General features: G+C 61.8%; 16 protein-coding genes. 1 reads left to right on the top strand and 15 read right to left on the bottom strand.

The window, feature by feature from the left end; genetic code table 11:
- Positions 1 to 83: 83 nt before the first annotated feature.
- From HUN39_RS11625 to HUN39_RS11600, 6 genes are all read right to left on the bottom strand, one after another.
- Complete coding sequence (locus HUN39_RS11625; protein WP_175094670.1) at positions 84 to 1,037, bottom strand: tyrosine recombinase; 954 nt, start codon at positions 1,035 to 1,037, stop codon at positions 84 to 86.
- Between the two features lie 50 nt (positions 1,038 to 1,087).
- Positions 1,088 to 1,231: an oxidoreductase gene (locus HUN39_RS11620; protein ID WP_175094669.1), complete on the bottom strand. Its 144-nt coding sequence runs from the start codon at positions 1,229 to 1,231 to the stop codon at positions 1,088 to 1,090.
- A 221-nt stretch (positions 1,232 to 1,452) separates the two neighbouring features.
- A complete protein-coding gene (locus HUN39_RS11615) occupies positions 1,453 to 2,055 on the bottom strand; it encodes a septation protein A (RefSeq protein ID WP_175094668.1) in 603 nt (200 codons plus the stop codon).
- A 5-nt stretch (positions 2,056 to 2,060) separates the two neighbouring features.
- Positions 2,061 to 3,140 (bottom strand): signal recognition particle-docking protein FtsY, encoded by a 1,080-nt coding sequence (gene ftsY, locus HUN39_RS11610; protein ID WP_175094667.1) that lies wholly within the window; start codon positions 3,138 to 3,140, stop codon positions 2,061 to 2,063.
- A 186-nt stretch (positions 3,141 to 3,326) separates the two neighbouring features.
- Positions 3,327 to 3,815, bottom strand: a complete 489-nt coding sequence (locus HUN39_RS11605; RefSeq protein WP_175094666.1) for a VOC family protein — start codon at positions 3,813 to 3,815, stop codon at positions 3,327 to 3,329.
- Complete coding sequence (locus HUN39_RS11600; RefSeq protein WP_175094665.1) at positions 3,812 to 4,288, bottom strand: MarR family winged helix-turn-helix transcriptional regulator; 477 nt, start codon at positions 4,286 to 4,288, stop codon at positions 3,812 to 3,814. The genes HUN39_RS11605 and HUN39_RS11600 overlap by 4 nt, the downstream gene beginning before the upstream one ends.
- Positions 4,289 to 4,496: 208 nt before the next feature.
- On the opposite strand from HUN39_RS11600, the gene HUN39_RS11595 reads away from it, so the two are divergent.
- The gene (locus HUN39_RS11595) at positions 4,497 to 4,967 is read left to right on the top strand and encodes a VOC family protein (RefSeq protein ID WP_175094664.1); all 471 of its coding nucleotides are present in this window, start codon (positions 4,497 to 4,499) and stop codon (positions 4,965 to 4,967) included.
- 252 nt (positions 4,968 to 5,219) lie between these two features.
- Here HUN39_RS11595 and HUN39_RS11590 read toward each other — a convergent pair whose 3' ends face one another.
- The 9 genes from HUN39_RS11590 to HUN39_RS11550 form a co-directional block, all read right to left on the bottom strand.
- Positions 5,220 to 5,531, bottom strand: a complete 312-nt coding sequence (locus HUN39_RS11590; protein ID WP_175094663.1) for a hypothetical protein — start codon at positions 5,529 to 5,531, stop codon at positions 5,220 to 5,222.
- Between the two features lie 373 nt (positions 5,532 to 5,904).
- On the bottom strand, positions 5,905 to 6,237 hold the full coding sequence (locus HUN39_RS11585) for an STAS-like domain-containing protein (RefSeq protein WP_175094662.1): 333 nt from the start codon (positions 6,235 to 6,237) through the stop codon (positions 5,905 to 5,907).
- Positions 6,238 to 7,683: 1,446 nt separating this feature from the next.
- Positions 7,684 to 10,284 (bottom strand): SpoIIE family protein phosphatase, encoded by a 2,601-nt coding sequence (locus HUN39_RS11580; RefSeq protein WP_175094661.1) that lies wholly within the window; start codon positions 10,282 to 10,284, stop codon positions 7,684 to 7,686.
- A 3-nt stretch (positions 10,285 to 10,287) separates the two neighbouring features.
- A complete protein-coding gene (locus tag HUN39_RS11575) occupies positions 10,288 to 13,632 on the bottom strand; it encodes an NAD-glutamate dehydrogenase domain-containing protein (RefSeq protein WP_332310754.1) in 3,345 nt (1,114 codons plus the stop codon).
- A 76-nt stretch (positions 13,633 to 13,708) separates the two neighbouring features.
- On the bottom strand, positions 13,709 to 14,134 hold the full coding sequence (locus HUN39_RS11570; RefSeq protein WP_175094659.1) for an ATP-binding protein: 426 nt from the start codon (positions 14,132 to 14,134) through the stop codon (positions 13,709 to 13,711).
- A gap of 29 nt (positions 14,135 to 14,163) precedes the next feature.
- Positions 14,164 to 14,496: an STAS domain-containing protein gene (locus HUN39_RS11565; protein WP_175094658.1), complete on the bottom strand. Its 333-nt coding sequence runs from the start codon at positions 14,494 to 14,496 to the stop codon at positions 14,164 to 14,166.
- Between the two features lie 120 nt (positions 14,497 to 14,616).
- Complete coding sequence (locus tag HUN39_RS11560) at positions 14,617 to 15,894, bottom strand: cystathionine gamma-synthase family protein (RefSeq protein WP_175094657.1); 1,278 nt, start codon at positions 15,892 to 15,894, stop codon at positions 14,617 to 14,619.
- A gap of 63 nt (positions 15,895 to 15,957) precedes the next feature.
- On the bottom strand, positions 15,958 to 17,217 hold the full coding sequence (locus tag HUN39_RS11555) for an aminotransferase class I/II-fold pyridoxal phosphate-dependent enzyme (RefSeq protein ID WP_232366054.1): 1,260 nt from the start codon (positions 17,215 to 17,217) through the stop codon (positions 15,958 to 15,960).
- Positions 17,195 to 18,187, bottom strand: a complete 993-nt coding sequence (locus HUN39_RS11550; RefSeq protein ID WP_175094656.1) for an NAD-dependent epimerase/dehydratase family protein — start codon at positions 18,185 to 18,187, stop codon at positions 17,195 to 17,197. The genes HUN39_RS11555 and HUN39_RS11550 overlap by 23 nt, the downstream gene beginning before the upstream one ends.
- Between the last annotated feature and the right edge of the window lie 30 nt (positions 18,188 to 18,217).

Below are 18,217 nucleotides of genomic sequence, written 5' to 3'. Positions count from 1 at the left end.
CAAGCTCCTCGGTCGCGCAAATGCGCGGAAAAGCTTACGTTGAGCGCGCCTCAACATTCAACGGAAAATGCGCCCAGGGCGGCTCAACCCGGCTTTTCCGTCGTCTCCGACAGCGGATGCAGATCGCGCACCATCGCCCGCATGCGCTCGTCGAGCACATGCGTATAGATCTGCGTCGTCGAGATGTCCGCGTGGCCGAGCAGTTCCTGCACCACCCGCAGATCGGCGCCGTTCTGCAGCAGATGGCTCGCAAAGGCGTGGCGCAGCGCATGTGGATGCATGTCGGCGGCCGGCAGGCCGGCGGCGCTCGCCAGCGCCTTGAGATCGCGCGCGAAGGCCTGGCGCGTGAGATGACCGCTGTCGCTGTCGGCCGGGAACAGAAAGCTCGAGCCGGCGCGCTCTGGCGCCATCTCCTCAAGCAGCTTGCGGTAGGAAAGAAGCGCGCGACGCGCCCGATCGGTCAGCGGCGCCAGGCGCTCGCGCCCGCCCTTGCCGCGAATGGCGATGAAAGGATCGCGCGAACGCGCGGCGGTTTTTGGCAGCGAGACAAGTTCGGAGACGCGCAGGCCGGTGGCGTAGAGCGTTTCGAGCAGCCCATAGAGCCGCGCCGCCCGCAGCCGCTCGCGAACCGGCCGCGTTTCGTCATCGAGCCCTTCGCTCGCGACCGCAAGCAGCCGATCGATTTCCGCGGTGGAGAATACGCCGGGCGCGCTGCGCCGCATCCGCGGTCCGTCGAGCCCGGACGCAGGGTCGTCGTCGCGATGACGGTCGACGTAGAGAAATTTGTGGAACTGGCGAATCGCCGAAAGGCGCCGCGCCACGGTCGCCGCCGACATGCCGCGCGGCTCCAATGAGGCGAGATAGGCGCGAATGTCTTCCGTGGACGCCGCGCCGGGATCGCGGCCGTTTGCGGAAAGATGCGCGATATAATCGGAAAGATCGCGCCGATAGGCGTCTTGCGTGTTGCGCGCCGCGCCGCGCTCCGCAGCCAGCATGTCGAGAAAGGCGTCGAGCTGGCGCGCTGCGCCGGCTTTCATGCGCTTAACTCCCCAGCATCATTCCGTACAGGCGTCACGAATGACAGCCGTCACTTGTTCAACCGCTGCGCCGGGATCGTATAGGTCATCTGGCGCGGTTGCGGCGTCACATAAGCGACGAGCGCGACCATGACGCCGTAGACGATCGCGACGATGGCGCCGACGATGATCAGAAAGCGGATGAGACTCGGCAAGGATTCGACTCAGCCCCCATAAACCTGAAGACTCTCTTCGCCCGAACGCGCGTCGATTGCAACCCGCGCGCGATGGACAGCGCCGATGCGCTCGAAATCATCGGCGTAGGAGCGCGGCCAATCATGACGAGGAGTTCATGTTGGAGCGGAATCGCGTCTGAGCGATTCGCGCGCAAATGCGCGTGCGGCGCTGCGATCAAGTTCAGAGGCGCGCGCCGAAATCAGAAATGCGTTTCGGGGTCTTCGTCCTCGGGGCGAATTTCATGGCGCATGATGAGCGGCGCCTGCGCCAGCGCGAAGACGAGCGTCAGCGGCAATATGCCGAAAACCTTGAAATTCACCCAGTCGTCGGTCGTCAGTATACGGCGAAGGACTTCATTGAGCCCCGCCAGCGCGAAAAAGAACAGGCCCCAGCGTATGGTGAGCTTGCGCCAGCCGGCGTCGTCAATGTGGATCGCCATGTCGAAGACGATCGGCAGCAGCAATTTGCCGAAATAGAGCGCGCCGATGAGGCCGGCGCCAAACAGCGTGTAAAGGATCGTCACCTTCAGCTTGATGAAGGTTTCGTCGTGCAGAAAATAGGTGAGCGAGCCGAACACCAGCACCAGCACGGCGGTGACCACCGGCATCGCCGGCAGATGTCGGGTGATCGCCCATGAGACGGCGAGCGTCAGGACGACGCCGGCCATCAGCACGCCGGTCGCGGCGAAAATGCCGTATTTGGAGTTGATGACGAAGAACAGCAGCAGCGGTCCGAGTTCCAGCGCCAGCTTCAGCCAGGGATTGAGCTTTCGTTTTGCCGCGATGGCCGTTTCCTGCGTCATCTCTCTTAGCTTTCCGCCTCTGACGTTTCTTCAAGCCCCGCGATCGCCCGTGCGAAGTCGCGCGCCGCAAACGGCTCCAGATCGTCGGCGCTTTCGCCCACCCCGATGAAGTGGATCGGCAGGCCGTAAGTCTCGGCGATTGCGACCAGAATGCCGCCTCGCGCGGTGCCGTCGAGCTTGGTCATCACGAGGCCGGTGACGCCGGCGATCCGCTCGAAAACATCCACCTGCTGCAGCGCGTTCTGTCCGACGGTGGCGTCGAGAACGAGCAGCACCGCATGCGGCGCCTCGGCTTCCGCCTTTTTCATCACGCGGACGATTTTTTCAAGCTCGGCCATCAACTCGGCGCGATTTTGCAGTCGGCCGGCCGTGTCCATGAGCAAAATGTCGGCGCCCTGCTCTTTCGCGCGCTTGATCGCGTCGAAGGCGAGCGCCGCCGCGTCGGCGCCTTCCGCGCCCGAAACGACTTCGGCGCCGAGCCGCGCGCCCCAGACCTTGAGCTGCTCGACCGCCGCGGCGCGGAACGTGTCGCCCGCCGCGAGCACGACCGTCTTGCCCTCGCCGGTCCATCTCGAGGCGAGCTTGGCGATGGTCGTCGTCTTGCCCGAGCCATTGACGCCGACGACGAGGATGATGAAGGGGCTTTTGCTGTCGTCGACGACGAGCGGCTGCGCGACCGGCGCCAGCACGCGCTCGACTTCGCGCGCCAGGATTTCGCGCACTTCCTCGGGCTCGATGTCCCGTTCATAGCGCGCCTTGCCGACCGCCTCGGTGATCCGCGTCGCGGCGCTAACCCCCAGATCGGCCCGCAGCAGTACGTCTTCGAGCTCCTCGAGCGTCAGCGCGTCGAGCTTACGCTTGGTGAAAACGTCGGCGACGCCCTGGGTGATCGCTTGCGAGGTGCGCGAGAGGCCGCCGGACAGGCGCGACCACCAGGAGCGCTTTTTTTCCTCTGGCGCCGCTTGCTCCGGCGCCTCTTCCTCCGGCGCCGGCTGGGGCGCCGCTTCGGGCGCGGGCGCGCTCTGGCCGCCGCCAAACAGGCGGGAGAACATGCCGCGCTTTTTGCCTTCTGTTTCCTGGCTCATTCACGGGATGGCCTACACGAGTTACGCCGAAAGGGCTAGCGCGCGGAGCCCCTAACTAAGCGCCTGGCGTGAACAGGCCGGCGTCCCGGCCCGCTTCCTTCCTCAGGCAAGGCGATCGGGTGAAGGGCTTCCTCATCCTGATGAGCGTGCGCAGCACGCGTCTCGAAGGACGAGGAAGCCCGTTCCTCAGGCCGACGCCTCGGCGCAGCCCTTCGCCATCGCCTCGCGGCCCGCCTCGAGAATCTCTTCCGGCGTCAAATCGCGCATATGCGTCGCGATGGACCAAACATGGCCGAAGGGATCGACGACCAGGCCGTAGCGGTCGCCCCAGAACATGTCGGCGACCGGCATTTTGACCGTCGCGCCGGCGGCGACGGCCTGCGCGAAGACGGCATCGACATCGTCGACCATGAGATGAATGGTCACGGGCGATCCCTTGAGCGCCTTCGGCCCGAGCGTGCCCCATTCCGGCACTTCGTCAACGAGCATCACCATCGAATCGCCGATCCGCACGGAGCCATGCATCAGCCGCCCGTTAGGACCGGGCAGGCGCATCATCTCCTCTGCGCCAAAGGCCTTCTTATAAAATTCGATCGCGTCGGCGGCGCCGGCGCAAATGAGATGCGGCGTTATCGATCGCATGCAGGAGGGATTTTTCTCGACATTGGCGTTCATGCTTTAACGTCCTTTCCTTCGGTTTGAGTTTCAGCCCCTAATGTGCGCAGCGCTTTGCGAAGCTTTTGTCCCTCGCTTTGTGAAAATCCGGCGTCGAGCGCCGCATGTTCTTTGCGCCAGATCGGCAGCGCCGCCGCGAGCAGATCGCCGCCCGCGTGGGTCAAAAAGAGCCTGCGGGCGCGGCGGTCCTTTTCATCGAGACGCGTCTCGACGAGACCGCGCCGCTCCAAGGATTTCAGCGCGGCGGTGAGCGTCGTGCGATCCATGGCGAGCGCGCTCGCAAGTCTCCCCAGGGTCGGCGCCTGCGGGGCGTTGAGCGACATCATCAGCGAGAACTGGCCATTGGTGAGTCCAAGCGGCGCGAAGGCGCGGTCGAAGCGCCGCGCGAGCCTGCGCGCCGCGCGCTGCGTCGCAAGGCAGAGACAGCAGTCGCGAACCTCATGAACGACCTCGATCGGCAGCTTCTTTGACATGGCGTCATTATGTTGATATCAACTTATATCACTTTTGTCCAGTTTTTCGTTTGAGGCGCACAGATCTCGGGTGTCATTCCCGACAGGCCGCAGGCCTGATCGGGAATCCAGAGTCCCAACGAGCACTCTGGGTGAAGCTCTGGATTCCCAATCGCGCGCAAAGCGCGCGTCGGGAATGACAGTGAGGAACCAATCGCAAGGAGCAGCCATGCCGTCGAAAGTCAGAACCTGTATCGCCTTCAAGGATCAGGCGGAGGAAGCGGCGCGCTTCTATGTCTCGGTCATTCCGAATTCGGCGTTCGAAAGCGCCTTCCGCCGCGAGCCGGACGGGCCGGCGGTGCTGGTCTCCTTCACCCTCGCCGGCACGCCCTATCAGGCGCTGAACATGGGCCGCGAGACGAGCCACAACGAAGCCTTTTCGATCTCGGTGACGACCAAGGATCAGCGCGAGACCGACGAGATTTGGGAAAAGCTGCTCGAAGGCGGCGGCGCCGAGATCCAATGCAGCTGGCTCAAAGACCGCTACGGAATCTGCTGGCAGATCGTGCCGGAAGCCTTGCCGCGCATGTTCATGGATGACGATCGCGCCGCGGCGGGCCGCGCCTTTCAGGCGATGCTCGGCATGGTGAAGATCGACATCGCCGCGCTCGAGGCGGCGTTTCGCGGCGATTCCGCTTAAGCCGAGCGCGCAATCGGAGCGGCGTCGCCCTTGGAGCGCTTCCCGATCGCATGACTCATGTGATCGATAGGAAGCGTCACTGCGACACGCGCGCTTCGGATTGAACCCGATGTCATTCCCGACGCGCGCTTTGCGCGCGATCGGGAATCCAGAAATGCCGATCATTCACGAATTTGCTCTGGATTCCCGATCAGGCCTTCGGCCTGTCGGGAATGACACAGGCGCTCATAATCAAAACATTGGCGCAGCTTCTCATCGAAAAAGTCTGTCGCCTTTTTCGGAGCCTGCTCTCGCGGCGACGGCGTTCCACTCCTTTTCCCAGAAGTCGGCGACGCCGAAGCGCGCGATGACCGCGCCTTTTTCGTCGAGAACGATCACCTCGTCGAAATCGACGACGTCGAGCGCCTTGGGACTGGAGAGCTCCATCTCGAAGAAGCGGCTCACTTCGGCGATGACGCTCGCCGCATCGGAGGATTCCCGCTCATATTCACGCAGCGGCTTCAGCTTCACATGGCCGCCTTCGGTCTCAATGAATTTGACTTCACGAACGCGATAGATCGCCATTGTCTTACCCTCGCTAACGCTGGGCGCATCTGTGTGAAATTGGTTGCGCAAGCGGCGCGTCAAGAGGGATAGCGGGACCGTCGCTGTCGTTTGGAAGCACAGGCCAACCTGTCGTTCCAACGCGCGCGCTTGGGCACATTCCGCGATGTCATTCCCGACGCGCGCATCGCGCGCGATCGGGAATCCAGAAAAGCCCATCATTTGCGATTTGCTTTGGATTCCCACTCGGCGTGAAAGAGACCGTCACCAAGCAGCGCGGCAAGTCATAGCTCCAAGCGTTGAACGCGCGCATCCGCCGCAAAAGGCGCGGAAGGCAAGCGGCTAAACTATCGACGCCCGACTGCCCCCGCTCGGCGGTTTAAGGCCGGGCGACTTATCCGCCGGCGTAAAATGAAAAAGAAGAAGGGAAAGGCTTAGGAGGCTCGCCCCTGACCGCTTCTGCAGAAAGGCGCGATTTTATCATTTCGTTGATCTGGCGCGTTGACGCCACGATTCGCAGGCGACGCTTCAAATCAACAAACGGCATAGCGTCGAGCAACGGAACGAAACTCGCGTTAACGAAAGACGACGTCGCGGTATCCAATCCAGCGAACGATACGGTCGCTACGTCGTGACTACCGAGAGCCTTGATAAGGCTTGCGTATAGTCGTGTCCCTTGCTCTTCCGTATCAGCCGCGACGATTATGTCGGCAACGATGATCACCATTCTAGTTCCTCTGTCTCGTCTGGAACATGAACGATCGTGTCCGTTCTGAACGTGATTTCCAAAGTTGTCCCGGGGCAAAACCCGGCATTTGGCACCGGATGAATGCCAACCCCGTTCTTAGATGGGTAGAATAGGACATAGCTAGTTGACGAGAAGATGCAGACCCGGCCTTTATTGGCCACGACAACCGTTTTAAGCAGATAGTCCAGCCCAGCGCCCCCATTCCGCGGCGTACTCCTTGTCGTAAACCCGTTCTCAACAGCCTTGATGATGGCTTGGCTGTCAGACAGCAGAGGTAGCGCAGACCTGACAACAGCAGGTATGCCGGCGCCAATCAGCTATAGCTATTGTTATTTCCCTCTTATTCGGAAAATGTTGCGCGAAAACACTGCCAATATCGCGAGTTGAATGGTCTTTAATATTATTAAATATTTCCGAAACGCATACATGAAATCCATGAACGGATGCTTGGTTGATGTTTATGCTCGTTGACAACCATGGCATCAAGTTTGTTCGAATCCATGAATGGCTATGATCGCTAGCGACTCGCTGAATAGGACGCGTCGTAGATCGTGGCTCAGAGTATAAGTTGTTCTTAATTCCAAGGTGACTTTGAAAAAACAGAGAGTCGTCTAAAAACTGCAACGCCTGACTGGGTTTGTCATGATTATAGAAAAAACATTTTACAGATTTTACATGTAACCACTGAATAAAATTACTTAGAAATGTAACGCCTGCCGGATCTATGAACCTTAAAGGTGCGAAATCTATCCCAATTTCTCCTGGCAATGTAGTGCCGCATTTAACGGAGAAGTCATGGGCAAACCGGCACAAGGACGCCCCATTGAGCTGAGATGGCAAAGGGAGAATCATTCGCGTCATGCATGAATGTTAGCAGCCTGATGAGGGCGGGTAACGTCGGCTATTTGTAAGCGGTTCGGCTGAAGGCGGTTGCTGGATTCCTCTTGACATTCCTGGAATAAATTCCTATCCTCTGCTCGCCTTCGTCAAGCGAGGGCGCGGCTCAGGGTCGAGCGGCGCCGGCGAGGGACGGATCCGGCGGGACGAACGACCCTCGTTCCCTGGTCCGGCGGCGCGTCGCCGGTCTGGGCTTCTCTCCTTTGCGCGGAGACGCATGAGAACTTCGTAGAGCCGCAAGGCTTGCCAAAACTCATGTGCAGGCTTTGAAAGCCCGGACCACAATATCCGAGGATGGCGCAGGCGTCGGTTACCCGAACGATGGGGAGCGGCTCCCTCAGCCCGGAGGCGGCGAGACGACGCGATCCGTGTCCGGGAGAAACCGGCCGTCGAAGACACTTCTTTGCGCTGCGGCCAGCGACGGCCGGGGCGTCCCGGACCGCTCGCCCCCCGCGCCTTAACGGCGGCGGGACGTCTTCGCGCGCCCGCTGCGCGCCCGATTCTTGGCGCGCTTGGCCGCGCCAGACATCAGCACACTTGCGCCACCACCATGGCGACGTCGTCCGACGCCGGCGCCTGCCCGCGGAAGGCGCGCACATCGGCGAGCACCGCCTTGATGAGGTCGCGCGGCGAGAGGCTGCGATGCTGCATGAACGCGGCGGACAGGCGTTCGAGTCCAAAGAAATCGCCCTGGCGGTTTTGCGCCTCGGTGATTCCATCGGTGTAGAACAGCAGCTTGTCGCCGGCGGCGAGTTCGAGGCTCCCCTCCTTGAAATCGACCGCGCGCACGACGCCGAGCACCAGGCCGTCGGCGTCGAGCTGCACGCACACCGCGCCGTCCGCGCGCAGCAGCAGCGGCGGATTTTGGCCGGCGTTGGCGTATTGCAGCGTGCGCGTGCGCGGCAGGAAGCGGCAATAGAACATGGTGATGAAGAGGTCCGCGGCGGTCAGGTCCTCGTGCAGGAGCTCATTGAGGTCGCGCAACAGCTCCGCCGGCCCGCTCAAAGCGTTGGTCGCCTTTCGCGTTTCGGCGCGCAGCGTGCTGCGCACTTCGGTCATGATCAGCGCGGCGCCGACGCTATGGCCGGAAACGTCGGCGATGACGATGTCGACCACGCCGGAATTTTCGAAATAGTCGAAATAATCGCCGCCGACATGGGTCGCCGGCACGCAGATTCCGGCGATCTCCATATGCGGGGTGCGCAGCGGCGCGTTCGGCAGCAGCGACAGCTGGATCTGCTTGGCGATTTCCAGTTCGTGGCGATTCTCTTCGACGCGCCGCCGGTCGGAAATATCGGCGTGAACGCTGACGAAATGGGTGATGCGCCCCGCTTCGTTGGCAACCGGCGAGATCGAGAGTTCGTCCCAGAAGGAGACGCCGTCCTTGCGGTAGAATTTCACCACCACCTGGCAGCTGGTGCGATGCACGATCGCGTTGCGGATGGCTTCAAGCGCCGCAGGGTCCGTCTCCGGCCCGCGCAACAGATGCAAGCTGTGCCCGAGCAGCTCTTCGCGGGTGAAGCCGGTGATCCGGCTCAGCGCCGGATTGACGTAGATGTTCGGAACGCGGGGCGCCTGCGCGTCCCAGACCGCAATGCCGATCGGCACCGCTTCGATCGCGCGGTTGCGCACGCGCAGCGCGTCTTCGAATGTCTTGCGCGAAGTGATGTCGTGGTCGACGCCGCGCCATTTTACCAGTCGGCCGGCTTCGTCGAAGATCGGCGCGCCGGTCGACTCGGTGAAGACGTCGCCGTCGTTCTTGTGCCGGTAGTGGTTGACGACGCGATGGAAAGCCCGGCGCAGCGCGAACGAGCTCGGCGCCGTCTTGAGAGCGGCGTCTTCTGCGCTCTCCTTGGCGAAGAGATCGAGATAGGACTTGCCCACGACCTCTTCGGGCGTCATGCCGAGCACGTCCTCGACGGCGCCGCTGCTATAAGTGTAGCGGCCGTCCGGGTCCTGCTCCCACAGCCAATCGCCGGCCATGTCGGCGATCTGCCGGAAACGCTGTTCGCTCTCGAACAGCGCCTCCTTGTCGCGCTTCTGTTCGGTGATGTCCTGCTGCATGGCGAGATAATGGGTGATCTCGCCCTTCGCGTTGTGCAGCGGCGTGATGATTTCGGAGGCCCAATAGAGCTTGCCGTCCTTTCTCTTGTCCTGGATCTGACCGCGCCATTCAACGCCGGCGCGAATGCTCTCCCAGAGCCGCCGATATTGATCCCCCTCGGTCCGCTTCGATTGAAGCATCCGCGGGTTCCGGCCGATGAGCTCATGCGGCGGGTAGCCGGTCAGGCTGGCGAAGCGGCTGTTCACATATTCAATTTCACCGTGCTTATTGGTGATCATCACCGCGATCGGACTTTGCTCGACGGCGGCGGAAAGCGTCAGCAACCTATCCTCAGCGCGCTTGAGCCGCGTAAGATCATGCGTGACGCCGACGAAGTAGCGCGTTCCTTCGAGCCAGATTTCGCCAATCGACAGATACATAGGGAAGGTGGTGCCGTTCTTGCGTCGCCCGACGACCTCTTGGCCAATGCCAATGATCTTCTTGACGCCGGTTCGCCTGTAGGCGGCAAGATAACTGTCATGCGCATCGCTATAAGGCGACGGCATCAACATCTTGACGTTTCTTCCGAGCGACTCCTCGGCGCGGTAGCCGAAAAGCTTCTCCGCGCCTTTGCTGAAGAGCAGTATGTCGCCAAATTCGTTGATCACGACGAGACCGTCGGCCATGCCGCCGAAGATCGTTTCGAGCATTTTCTTTGTCTCGTCGAGCGCGTCCGACTTACTGGACCCGCCGATGGGACGAAGCTTCAGCAGCGAACCGCCATCCCCGTCTCCGGAAAGCGGGTCGACCTCGCAGCGAATCTCGATCGTCGTTTTGTCCTTGCGCCGAATCCGCAGGGACAACCGCTCGCGAGCGCTAAACGCCGCCAAGCTCGGCTCACAATCGTCCGCGTCTGGCGCGACAAGCCGCGAAAAGAACTGCTCCCCGCGAAGCTCCCCTTCGCGATAGCCCGTGAGACGCTCGGCGGCTCGGTTCATCGATCGCAGCGCGCCAGACGATTCGAGGATGCAAAGAGCTTCATCGAAAGCGTCGAGAATGGCGCGATCGGCCGCGACCGTTTCCATGCGCTACGAAGCTCCTGCTTCCAAGGACGCGCGCCTTGGCTTTCGCGCCCTCTCCACGCCCTCCGCCGAGCGGCTGCGATAAGCGGCGTCGCACGCGTCGACCAAGGCGTTCAGCTCGGCGACGAAAGCTGCGAAAGGCGTCAGCGTCGTAAAGAGCGAAGCCTCGAGTTTGAACGCCAGCCGCTCGAGCCCGGCGAGACGAAACTCCAGGCCGACGTTTCGAAACAAAGCCCGCGCGTCGGCGATTCCGCTCAGCAACTGCATGGACGCGATGCGCGCGGACGCATCCCGCATTCGCGCGTCGAGCGCAGCCTGCAACTGCTGCTCCCAGAGGTCTCTTGGCTTCACCTCTGCCAGAAGGGCGGTAAGCTTTTCCAATCCGAACAGATTGGCGGCCTTATCGAAATATCCGCCAGCGACTCGCATGTTCTCTCCCGATTCGCGGGTAAGCGCGACAAGGAAAGGAAAATTCCGCAGCCGATTAAAATAAGGCGCCGCCACAGACGGGTCGCCCTGCGTTTCGCTGACACCCACGCGTTCACGATAGGCGCGCAGATCGGAACGCCAGCGCTCGATGTCTTCGTCGTCGGGGCTCAGCCGATGTCCACGCCGCATGGCCCAGTGACACATATATGCCAAAGCCTCTTCAAGCTGGAGAATCAGCCCGTACTGGCGCGCGGCGTCCAATTCGCGGCTTTCGCCAAAACTGGCGCGCCATCGATCGCCCTCGAAGATTCGATCGAAGGAAAGATAGAGCTTAACGGCATAGCTCAGCAGAGTTGGAACCAATCCCTCGCCCAGCAACAGGAAGCAAACTCCTGCCTGATCGACGACTTTGTTGCAGATCATCGTGACCGCGATTTCCCGCGCGAGGGAATGACTCCTGATCCGCTCCGAAAAATGAGACCGCAAAAATTCTGGGAAATAGCTCGCCAGAAATTCATACGACCAGGAACCCTGCAGAAAGGCCTCGTCCTCCAGCAGCCTCTGCTTCAGCGCCAGCTTCGAACTGGCCATCAGCAAGGCGAGCTCCGGTCGCGTCAGCTCTTTCGTTTCGCGCGCCGAGACATCCTTTCGTGTCGGGAAGGCCTCGGCCGCAGGATTGATATAGCCGGCGTTTTCAAGTTGCTCCGCGAGGTCCATGAATGGATCGAGATTGATGCGGCACCGCGCGCGATCCAATGACAGGCAAAGACTCTGTTGGTCATTGTCCTGCAATACGGACGCGCAAACCTCCTCGGTGAGGGATTCGAGCAAACGATTGGGATCTCCGACGTCTGGCGCGTTTTGGTCCGGCCGCGTGTGCAGCAGAGTCTTCAAATTGACTTCGTGATCGGAGAGATCAACGCCCGCCGAATTATCGACCGCGTCGGTATTAATCCGGCCGCCTCTCAGGGCGTATTCAATGCGCCCCCGCTGCGTAAAGGCGAGGTTGGCGCCCTCGCCGACGACCTTGGCGCGAAGCTGCAGCGCGTCGACGCGCGCGCCGTCGTTGACGCGATCGCCGACGCTCTCATTCGTCTCCGAGCTTGCCTTGACATAAGTGCCGACCCCGCCCATCCACAACAGATCCACAGGCGCGATCAAGAGCCAGCGGACCAGCGCTTCGCCATCGACCGCGCTATGCCGCACGCCAAGCCACGCACGCACCTCCGAGTTCAGCGGGATATCCTTGGCGTCGCGCCGATAGACGCCTCCGCCTTGTGAGAGCAGCGCCGGGCTATAGTCGCGCCACGTCGACTGCGGCAGTTGGAACAGACGGCGTCGCTCGGCGAAGGAAGTGAGCGGGTCCGGGTTGGGGTCGATAAAGATGTACTGACCGTCGAACGCGCCGCGCAGCCGAATGTTCGGCGTGTGCAGCATGCCGTTGCCGAAGACGTCGCCATCCATCGAGCCGACTCCGACGACCGTAATCGGCTCCGCATCGACGTTGCGACCGAGTTCATGGAAGTGCCGTCTTACACAGACCCAGGCGCCGCGCGCAGTAATGCCCAGTCGCTTATGATGATAGCCATGCGCGCCGCCGCTCGCGAAGGCGTCGCCGAGCCAGAATCCGTAGGATTTCGAAATCTCATTCGCGACGTCAGCCCAGGTGGCGGTGCCCTTGTCGGCTGCAACGACGAGATAAGGGTCGGGGCCGTCATAGGCGACGAGCGCCGGCGGCCGGACAATCTGCGAATCCTTCAGATTGTCGGTAAGATCGAGAAGCCCGCGCAAGAACTGCGAATATGCCTCCTTCCCGAGGCGCTGCCGCTCCGTCGCGTCTTCAAAGGGAAGCTTCAGAACAAAGCCGCCCTTGGCGCCCTGCGGCACGATGAGGGCGTTCTTGATCATCTGAGTCTGCATCAGCGCCAGGACTTCTCCGCGGAAGTCCTCGGCTCGGTCCGACCAGCGTATGCCGCCGCGCGCGACTTTCGCGCCCCGCAGATGCACGCCTTCCATTGAAGGGGAATGAACGTAGATCTCCGCCATAGGCTTTGGAGCCGGCATGTTGAACACGCCGAGACTGCTGATCTTTAGAGCAATGAACTTCCGCGCCCATTCGCCGCAAAAATAGAAGTTGGTGCGCACCGTCGCGTCAATGAGATTGAAGAGGTCGCGAAGAATGCGATCGTCGCCACCGTCTGTGACCTTGTCCAATACGTCGACAAGCTGAGCCCTGATCGGCGTGAGCGACTCCAACTCGATCTCAAAGGAGTCGCGTCCGCCGCGATCCGGTTCGAACCGCGCTTCGAAGTAACGATAGAGGAGTTGGACGACCGCCGGACTGTGCAAAAGCGCGCGATAGATGCGGGCGCGCTCGATCCGCAGGCCGAGCTGCTGATAATAGTTGCTATAGGCGCGAAAGAGATCGATCTGCCGCCAGTCAAGCGCGGTGACCAAGACCAACCCGTTCAAGGCGTCGCTCTCAACTTCGGCTGAGAGCACGGCTTTGAGCGCCTCCAACAGTCGACCGTGCGATCGTGCGATGCTCGCGCCGCTGCGCATCGAGGACTCGACGATGAAACTTCGAATGAAACGCGGCCCGGTGCTGAGATTGAGTGCGAACTGAATTTGATCTGCGACGCGTAGTCCGAGGTTCTGCAGCATCGGCAGAAGTTCGTCGAGCGCATGGACTTTGGCGCCAATCAGGCGAACTTCGTATCGGGCGACATCGGCTCCGGGGCCGCGCAGCTGACGCAATTCGACGATCTCGCTCTCGTTTTGGTTGGCCGCAATCAGCGCGAGATCGCGTGCGGCGCGCCGCGCCGGCACGAGATAGCGATAGGATTTGGGCAGCGCGTCGAGCGCCTCGCCGGAAAGATTCAGCCCAGAACGGCGACCGGCGCGGCGGAGGAAATCCCGCACCGCAGAATCCCAGTCCGCAACGCGGGGCGTCTCAGACGTCAATGTGTCCGGAGAGCGAAGCACGGGCAACCATTAGCTAGGCGATCTTCTTGCGCATTTCGAGAACATTGCCCGACTCCGTCTTGTGATATTGAACAGAGTCCATCACAGAGCGAATGAAGAATATGCCGCGGCCGCGTTCGCGAAGTTCGTCGATCTCGGGCGTCGGCAGAGCAGCAAGGTCGAAACCTTCGCCGTGATCGAAAACCCGGACGGAAAGATTGGCGTCCTCCACCGAAAAAGAGATCCGAACGGAGTCAGGCGAATTTGCCGCGGAGCTATACTGAATGGCGTTGGCGACGGCCTCGGTTAGCGCAAGATTGAGGTGAAAAGCGAGAGTGTCGCGTGTGTCCTCCGGAACGTCCAGCTCTTTCGCAAGCTGCTCGGCGATTGCGCCAACGAAACGCAGATAACGTGTCTGATTGGGAACGACGATGTCCAGATTGACGACTGTCTCGCACATCTCGATTCCCGCCCACCCCATTCGCGGACTCACGCGCTCAGCGCCAGCTGCAAGCTTGGATAGATATCGAAAACACGGTGCAGTCGCGTCAGTTCGAACATCGACCTGACACGCGGCTGCAAACCCGCCAAAGCGAACCCGATCGAGCGCAAACTCGCATTCTTGTAGCCTGAGAGCAGCGCCCCCAGCCCTGAGCTGTCGATGAATTGAACTCTCGCCAAATCGATAACGACGTTTTGTGCGCCGCCTTCGAGCGTCTTTAGCACCAAGTCCTTGAGCTCGCCCGAGTTGTGCGCATCGATGCGATCCTCCTGGATGCTCAGAACGGTTCGGTCGTCTCGCACTTCCTTCGTTACTCTCATTGTCCAGTCTCAGCTCGATTTATGGCCACAAAGGTCTCTCGGGAATAGATATGTCTGCGGCGCCCGATTAACAGGGCTTAGCGCCCAGCTTGCGGCAGCGAACGCTACGACGAAGGTTAATCAATCGAACGCCTGCGCCAGATCGGCGATCAGATCGTCCGGATGTTCGATGCCGATCGATGCGCGAACCAGCGAAGGCGTAATGCCGATTTCGCGGCGGGCCTCTTCGGTGAGCCCGGAATGCACGGTGGTCGTCGGATGACATATCAACGATTCGGTGCCGCCGAGGCTGACGGCGAGCTTGAAGATCTGCAGCCGGTTGAGGAAGGCGAAGGCTTCGGCTTGTCCGCCCACGACCTCGAAAGAAAAGGTCGAGCCGGCGGAACTCGACTGGCGCGCCATCAACAACCTTTCGGGATGATCAGCCGGCAGCAGCGGCGGATAGTGAACGCGGGCCACCTTGGGATGACCGGCGAGAAAATCCGCGACGATCGCCGCGTTCTCCGCCGCCCGGTTCATGCGCAAAGACAATGTCTCGAGCGAGCGGCCAAGCATCCAGCAGGAATGCGCGTCAAGCTGCGTGCCGATGGCGCTGCGCATCGCGCGAATGGTCTTCAGATGCGCGCAGGATCCGACGACCGCGCCGCCGATGAGATCGCTGTGCCCGCCGACATATTTCGTCAGCGAATAGAGCGACAAATCGGCGCCATGCCGAAGCGGCGATTGGAAAACAGGGCCGAGCAGCGTGTTGTCGCAGCAAATGACCGGCCTCGAGCCCTGTTTTTCCGCGATGTCTTCGGCGATACGTCGCACCAGCGCGATATCAACCAGGCTGTTCATCGGATTGGACGGCGTCTCGATGAAGATCATCGCGATGCGTCCGACGTCCATCGCGCGCGCGGCCGCGGCGCGGATATTGTCTTCGTCGAGCCCGTTGGTGAAGCCGACGCCGGTCAATCCGAACGGCGCCAGCGTCTTGTCGATGAGAACTTCCGTGCCGCCATAGAGCGGGCGGCTGCGCAGGATCGTTTCTCCTGGGCGCGCGAAGGCAAGTATCGTGGTGACGATCGCCGACATGCCCGAGGAAAAGACGAGACCGCATTCGGCGTGCTCGTAGATCGCCAAGCGGTCCTCGACGATCTCGAGATTGGGATGGTTGAACCGTGAATAGACCAGTCCGGATTCTTCGCCTTCCGGCGGCGCACGACGGCCGGCCATATAGTCGAAGAAGTCGCGCCCCTCTTCGGCCGTTCGAAACACGAAGGTCGACGTTAGAAATACCGGCGGCTTAACCGCGCCTTCCGACAGCGTCGGATCGTAGCCGTAGCCCAGCATGAGCGTTTCCGGCTGAAGCAAGCGGTTTCCGATGCTCGCCTTGTGGTAACGCGCACTGTCCATGGATGCTTCCTCGGCTGTCGCCGCGCTCGAAAATCAGGCGGCGCCGCCACGGTAAATAGCGCGCTAAAGCTGCTTCGCCCGCGCCAGCGGAACATTCGCCTCCGCCATTTCCGCCAGCGCCGCCAACGCCGCATCGATGTCGGCGGCCGTGTGATCCGCGCTGATCTGAAAGCGGATCTCCTCGTCGCCCCTCGGCACGACCGGATAGGTCAGCCCCGTAACCAGAACGCCTCGCCGCCGCAGATGCTCGACAAGCGCTACGGTGCGGGCGCTGTCGCGGGTCACGAGCGGCGCGACCGGATGCTCGCCGGGCAGCGTCTCGAAGCCAAGCCTGACGAGCCCCGCCTTGAAGCGTGCGGTCATGGCGCGCAGATGCTCCAGCAACGACAGGCCGTCCGGACTGTCCAGGATGTCGATGGCCTTATGCGCGGCGGCGGCTTCCGCCGGCGTGATGGGATTGGAGTAAACGTAGAAGGGCGAGCGCTCGCGCAGGTAGCGGATGAGAATTTCATCGCCGACGACATAGCCGCCATTGACGCCGAAGGCCTTGCCGAGCGTCGCCACGAGAATGTCGACCGGAGCTGACCGCGTATATTCCTCCGCGCCGCGCCCAGTTGCGCCGAGCGCGCCAACGCCATGTGAATCGTCGACGACGACGATCGCGCCCTCCACGAAGGCGTTATCGCGGCTGCGCGCCAGCGTCATGATGCGGTCGAGCGGCGCGTGATCGCCGCGCATGCTGAACACGCCGTCGGTCACGATGATGGCGCGGGTGCATGACCTCGCGGTCTCGTCGAGACATCGCTCGAGTTCGCCCATATCGAGATGTTTGTAGATCCGCTTCTCCGCAGGCGCCGCAAGTGAGATCGCGTTGATGATGCAATTGTGGTTGAGTTCGTCGCTGATGACTGCGGTCTTCTTGCTGACGATCTGCGGAATGAGGCCCATGATCGCCGCATAGGCCGACGAAAAGATGATCGCCGACGGCCGCGAATGAAAGGCGGCGAGCCGACGCTCCAAGGCGACATGAGGCGACCAGGTGCCGCTGATAAAGCGCACCGCGCCGGGCCCGGCGCCATAGTTCGTCGCCGCCGCATCTTCGGCGTCAATCACCTCTTCGCGCAGCGACATGCCAAGATAATTGTTGGCGTTCATGCGCAGGAACGGCTTGTCGCCTTCGCCTTCGATGAGAAGGCGCGGACCGTGGCCGTCACGCGGTGCAATGACGCCACAGAGCACGCTTTCCGCGCCCTTGAGCAGCCCTGCCTGCGAAAGTTCGCCGAGCTGCGCGGCGAGCGCCTTAGCCAAACCCTGCATTGGCATTGGGGACCTCGTCAGAATTCGGATCGTCAAATGGATCTGTCGCCGCGCCAAGACGCGCGAGCATTTCCCGCGTCATGGCGGCGAGATCGAAGCGCGGCGCAAACCCCCAATCTTCGCGCGCCGCGTTGGCGTCAAGCGACTGCGGCCAGGAGTCGGCGATCGCTTGGCGTAACGGGTCGATGCGGTAGTCCACGGCGAAGGAGGGCGCGTGTTTGCGAATTTCCGCGGCGATCTCGCCCGGCGTAACGCTCATGCCGGTGACGTTATACGCGTTGCGAAACCTCAGGCGCTCGGGATCAGCCTCCATGAGGTCCATGATCGCGCGCGTCGCGTCCGGCATATACATCATGTCGAGACGGGTCTCTGCAGCAAGGAAGCAGGAATAGCGCTTGCGCCGAGCAGCGGCGCGAAACATTTCGACGGCGTAGTCGGTCGTGCCGCCGCCCGGCGGCGCCGCGGAAGAAACGAGACCCGGCAGGCGCAATCCGCGCGCATCGACGCCAAAGCGCGTCGCGTAATAGTCGCAGAGCAATTCGCCCGCGACTTTGGTGACGCCGTAGATGGTCGTTGGCCGCTGGATCGTGATCTGCGGCGTGCGACGGCGTGGCGTCGACGGGCCGAACGCCGCAATCGAGCTTGGGAAAAACACCTGGCAACCGAAGCGGCGGGCCGCCTCCAGCACATTGTAGAGCCCGCTCATATTGACGCTCCAGGCGTCTTGCGGCCTGTCCTCGGCGACAGCCGAGAGCAGCGCTGCGAGGTGGTAGACGACGTCGATGTCACGCCGGCGCATCAGATCGGCGACCGCTTCCGCCTGCGTGCAGTCGAGGCGTTCATAAGGATCGTCAGATGGCCGCGCCTCTGCGAGGTCTGAAGCGATGACGCGCGCCGCGCCATATCGCTTTCGCAGGGCCGGCGTCAGTTCGGCGCCGATCTGGCCGAGGGCGCCCGTAACCAGGATGCGTCGCATGCGCCTTCCAATACCGCGGCGCCTCCGCCC

This window comes from Methylocystis silviterrae (assembly GCF_013350005.1).
In the GTDB taxonomy this organism is placed as follows: domain Bacteria; phylum Pseudomonadota; class Alphaproteobacteria; order Rhizobiales; family Beijerinckiaceae; genus Methylocystis; species Methylocystis silviterrae.
The sequence above is the reverse complement of the archived record's forward strand: the minus strand, read 5'-3'. Positions and strand labels throughout refer to the sequence as shown.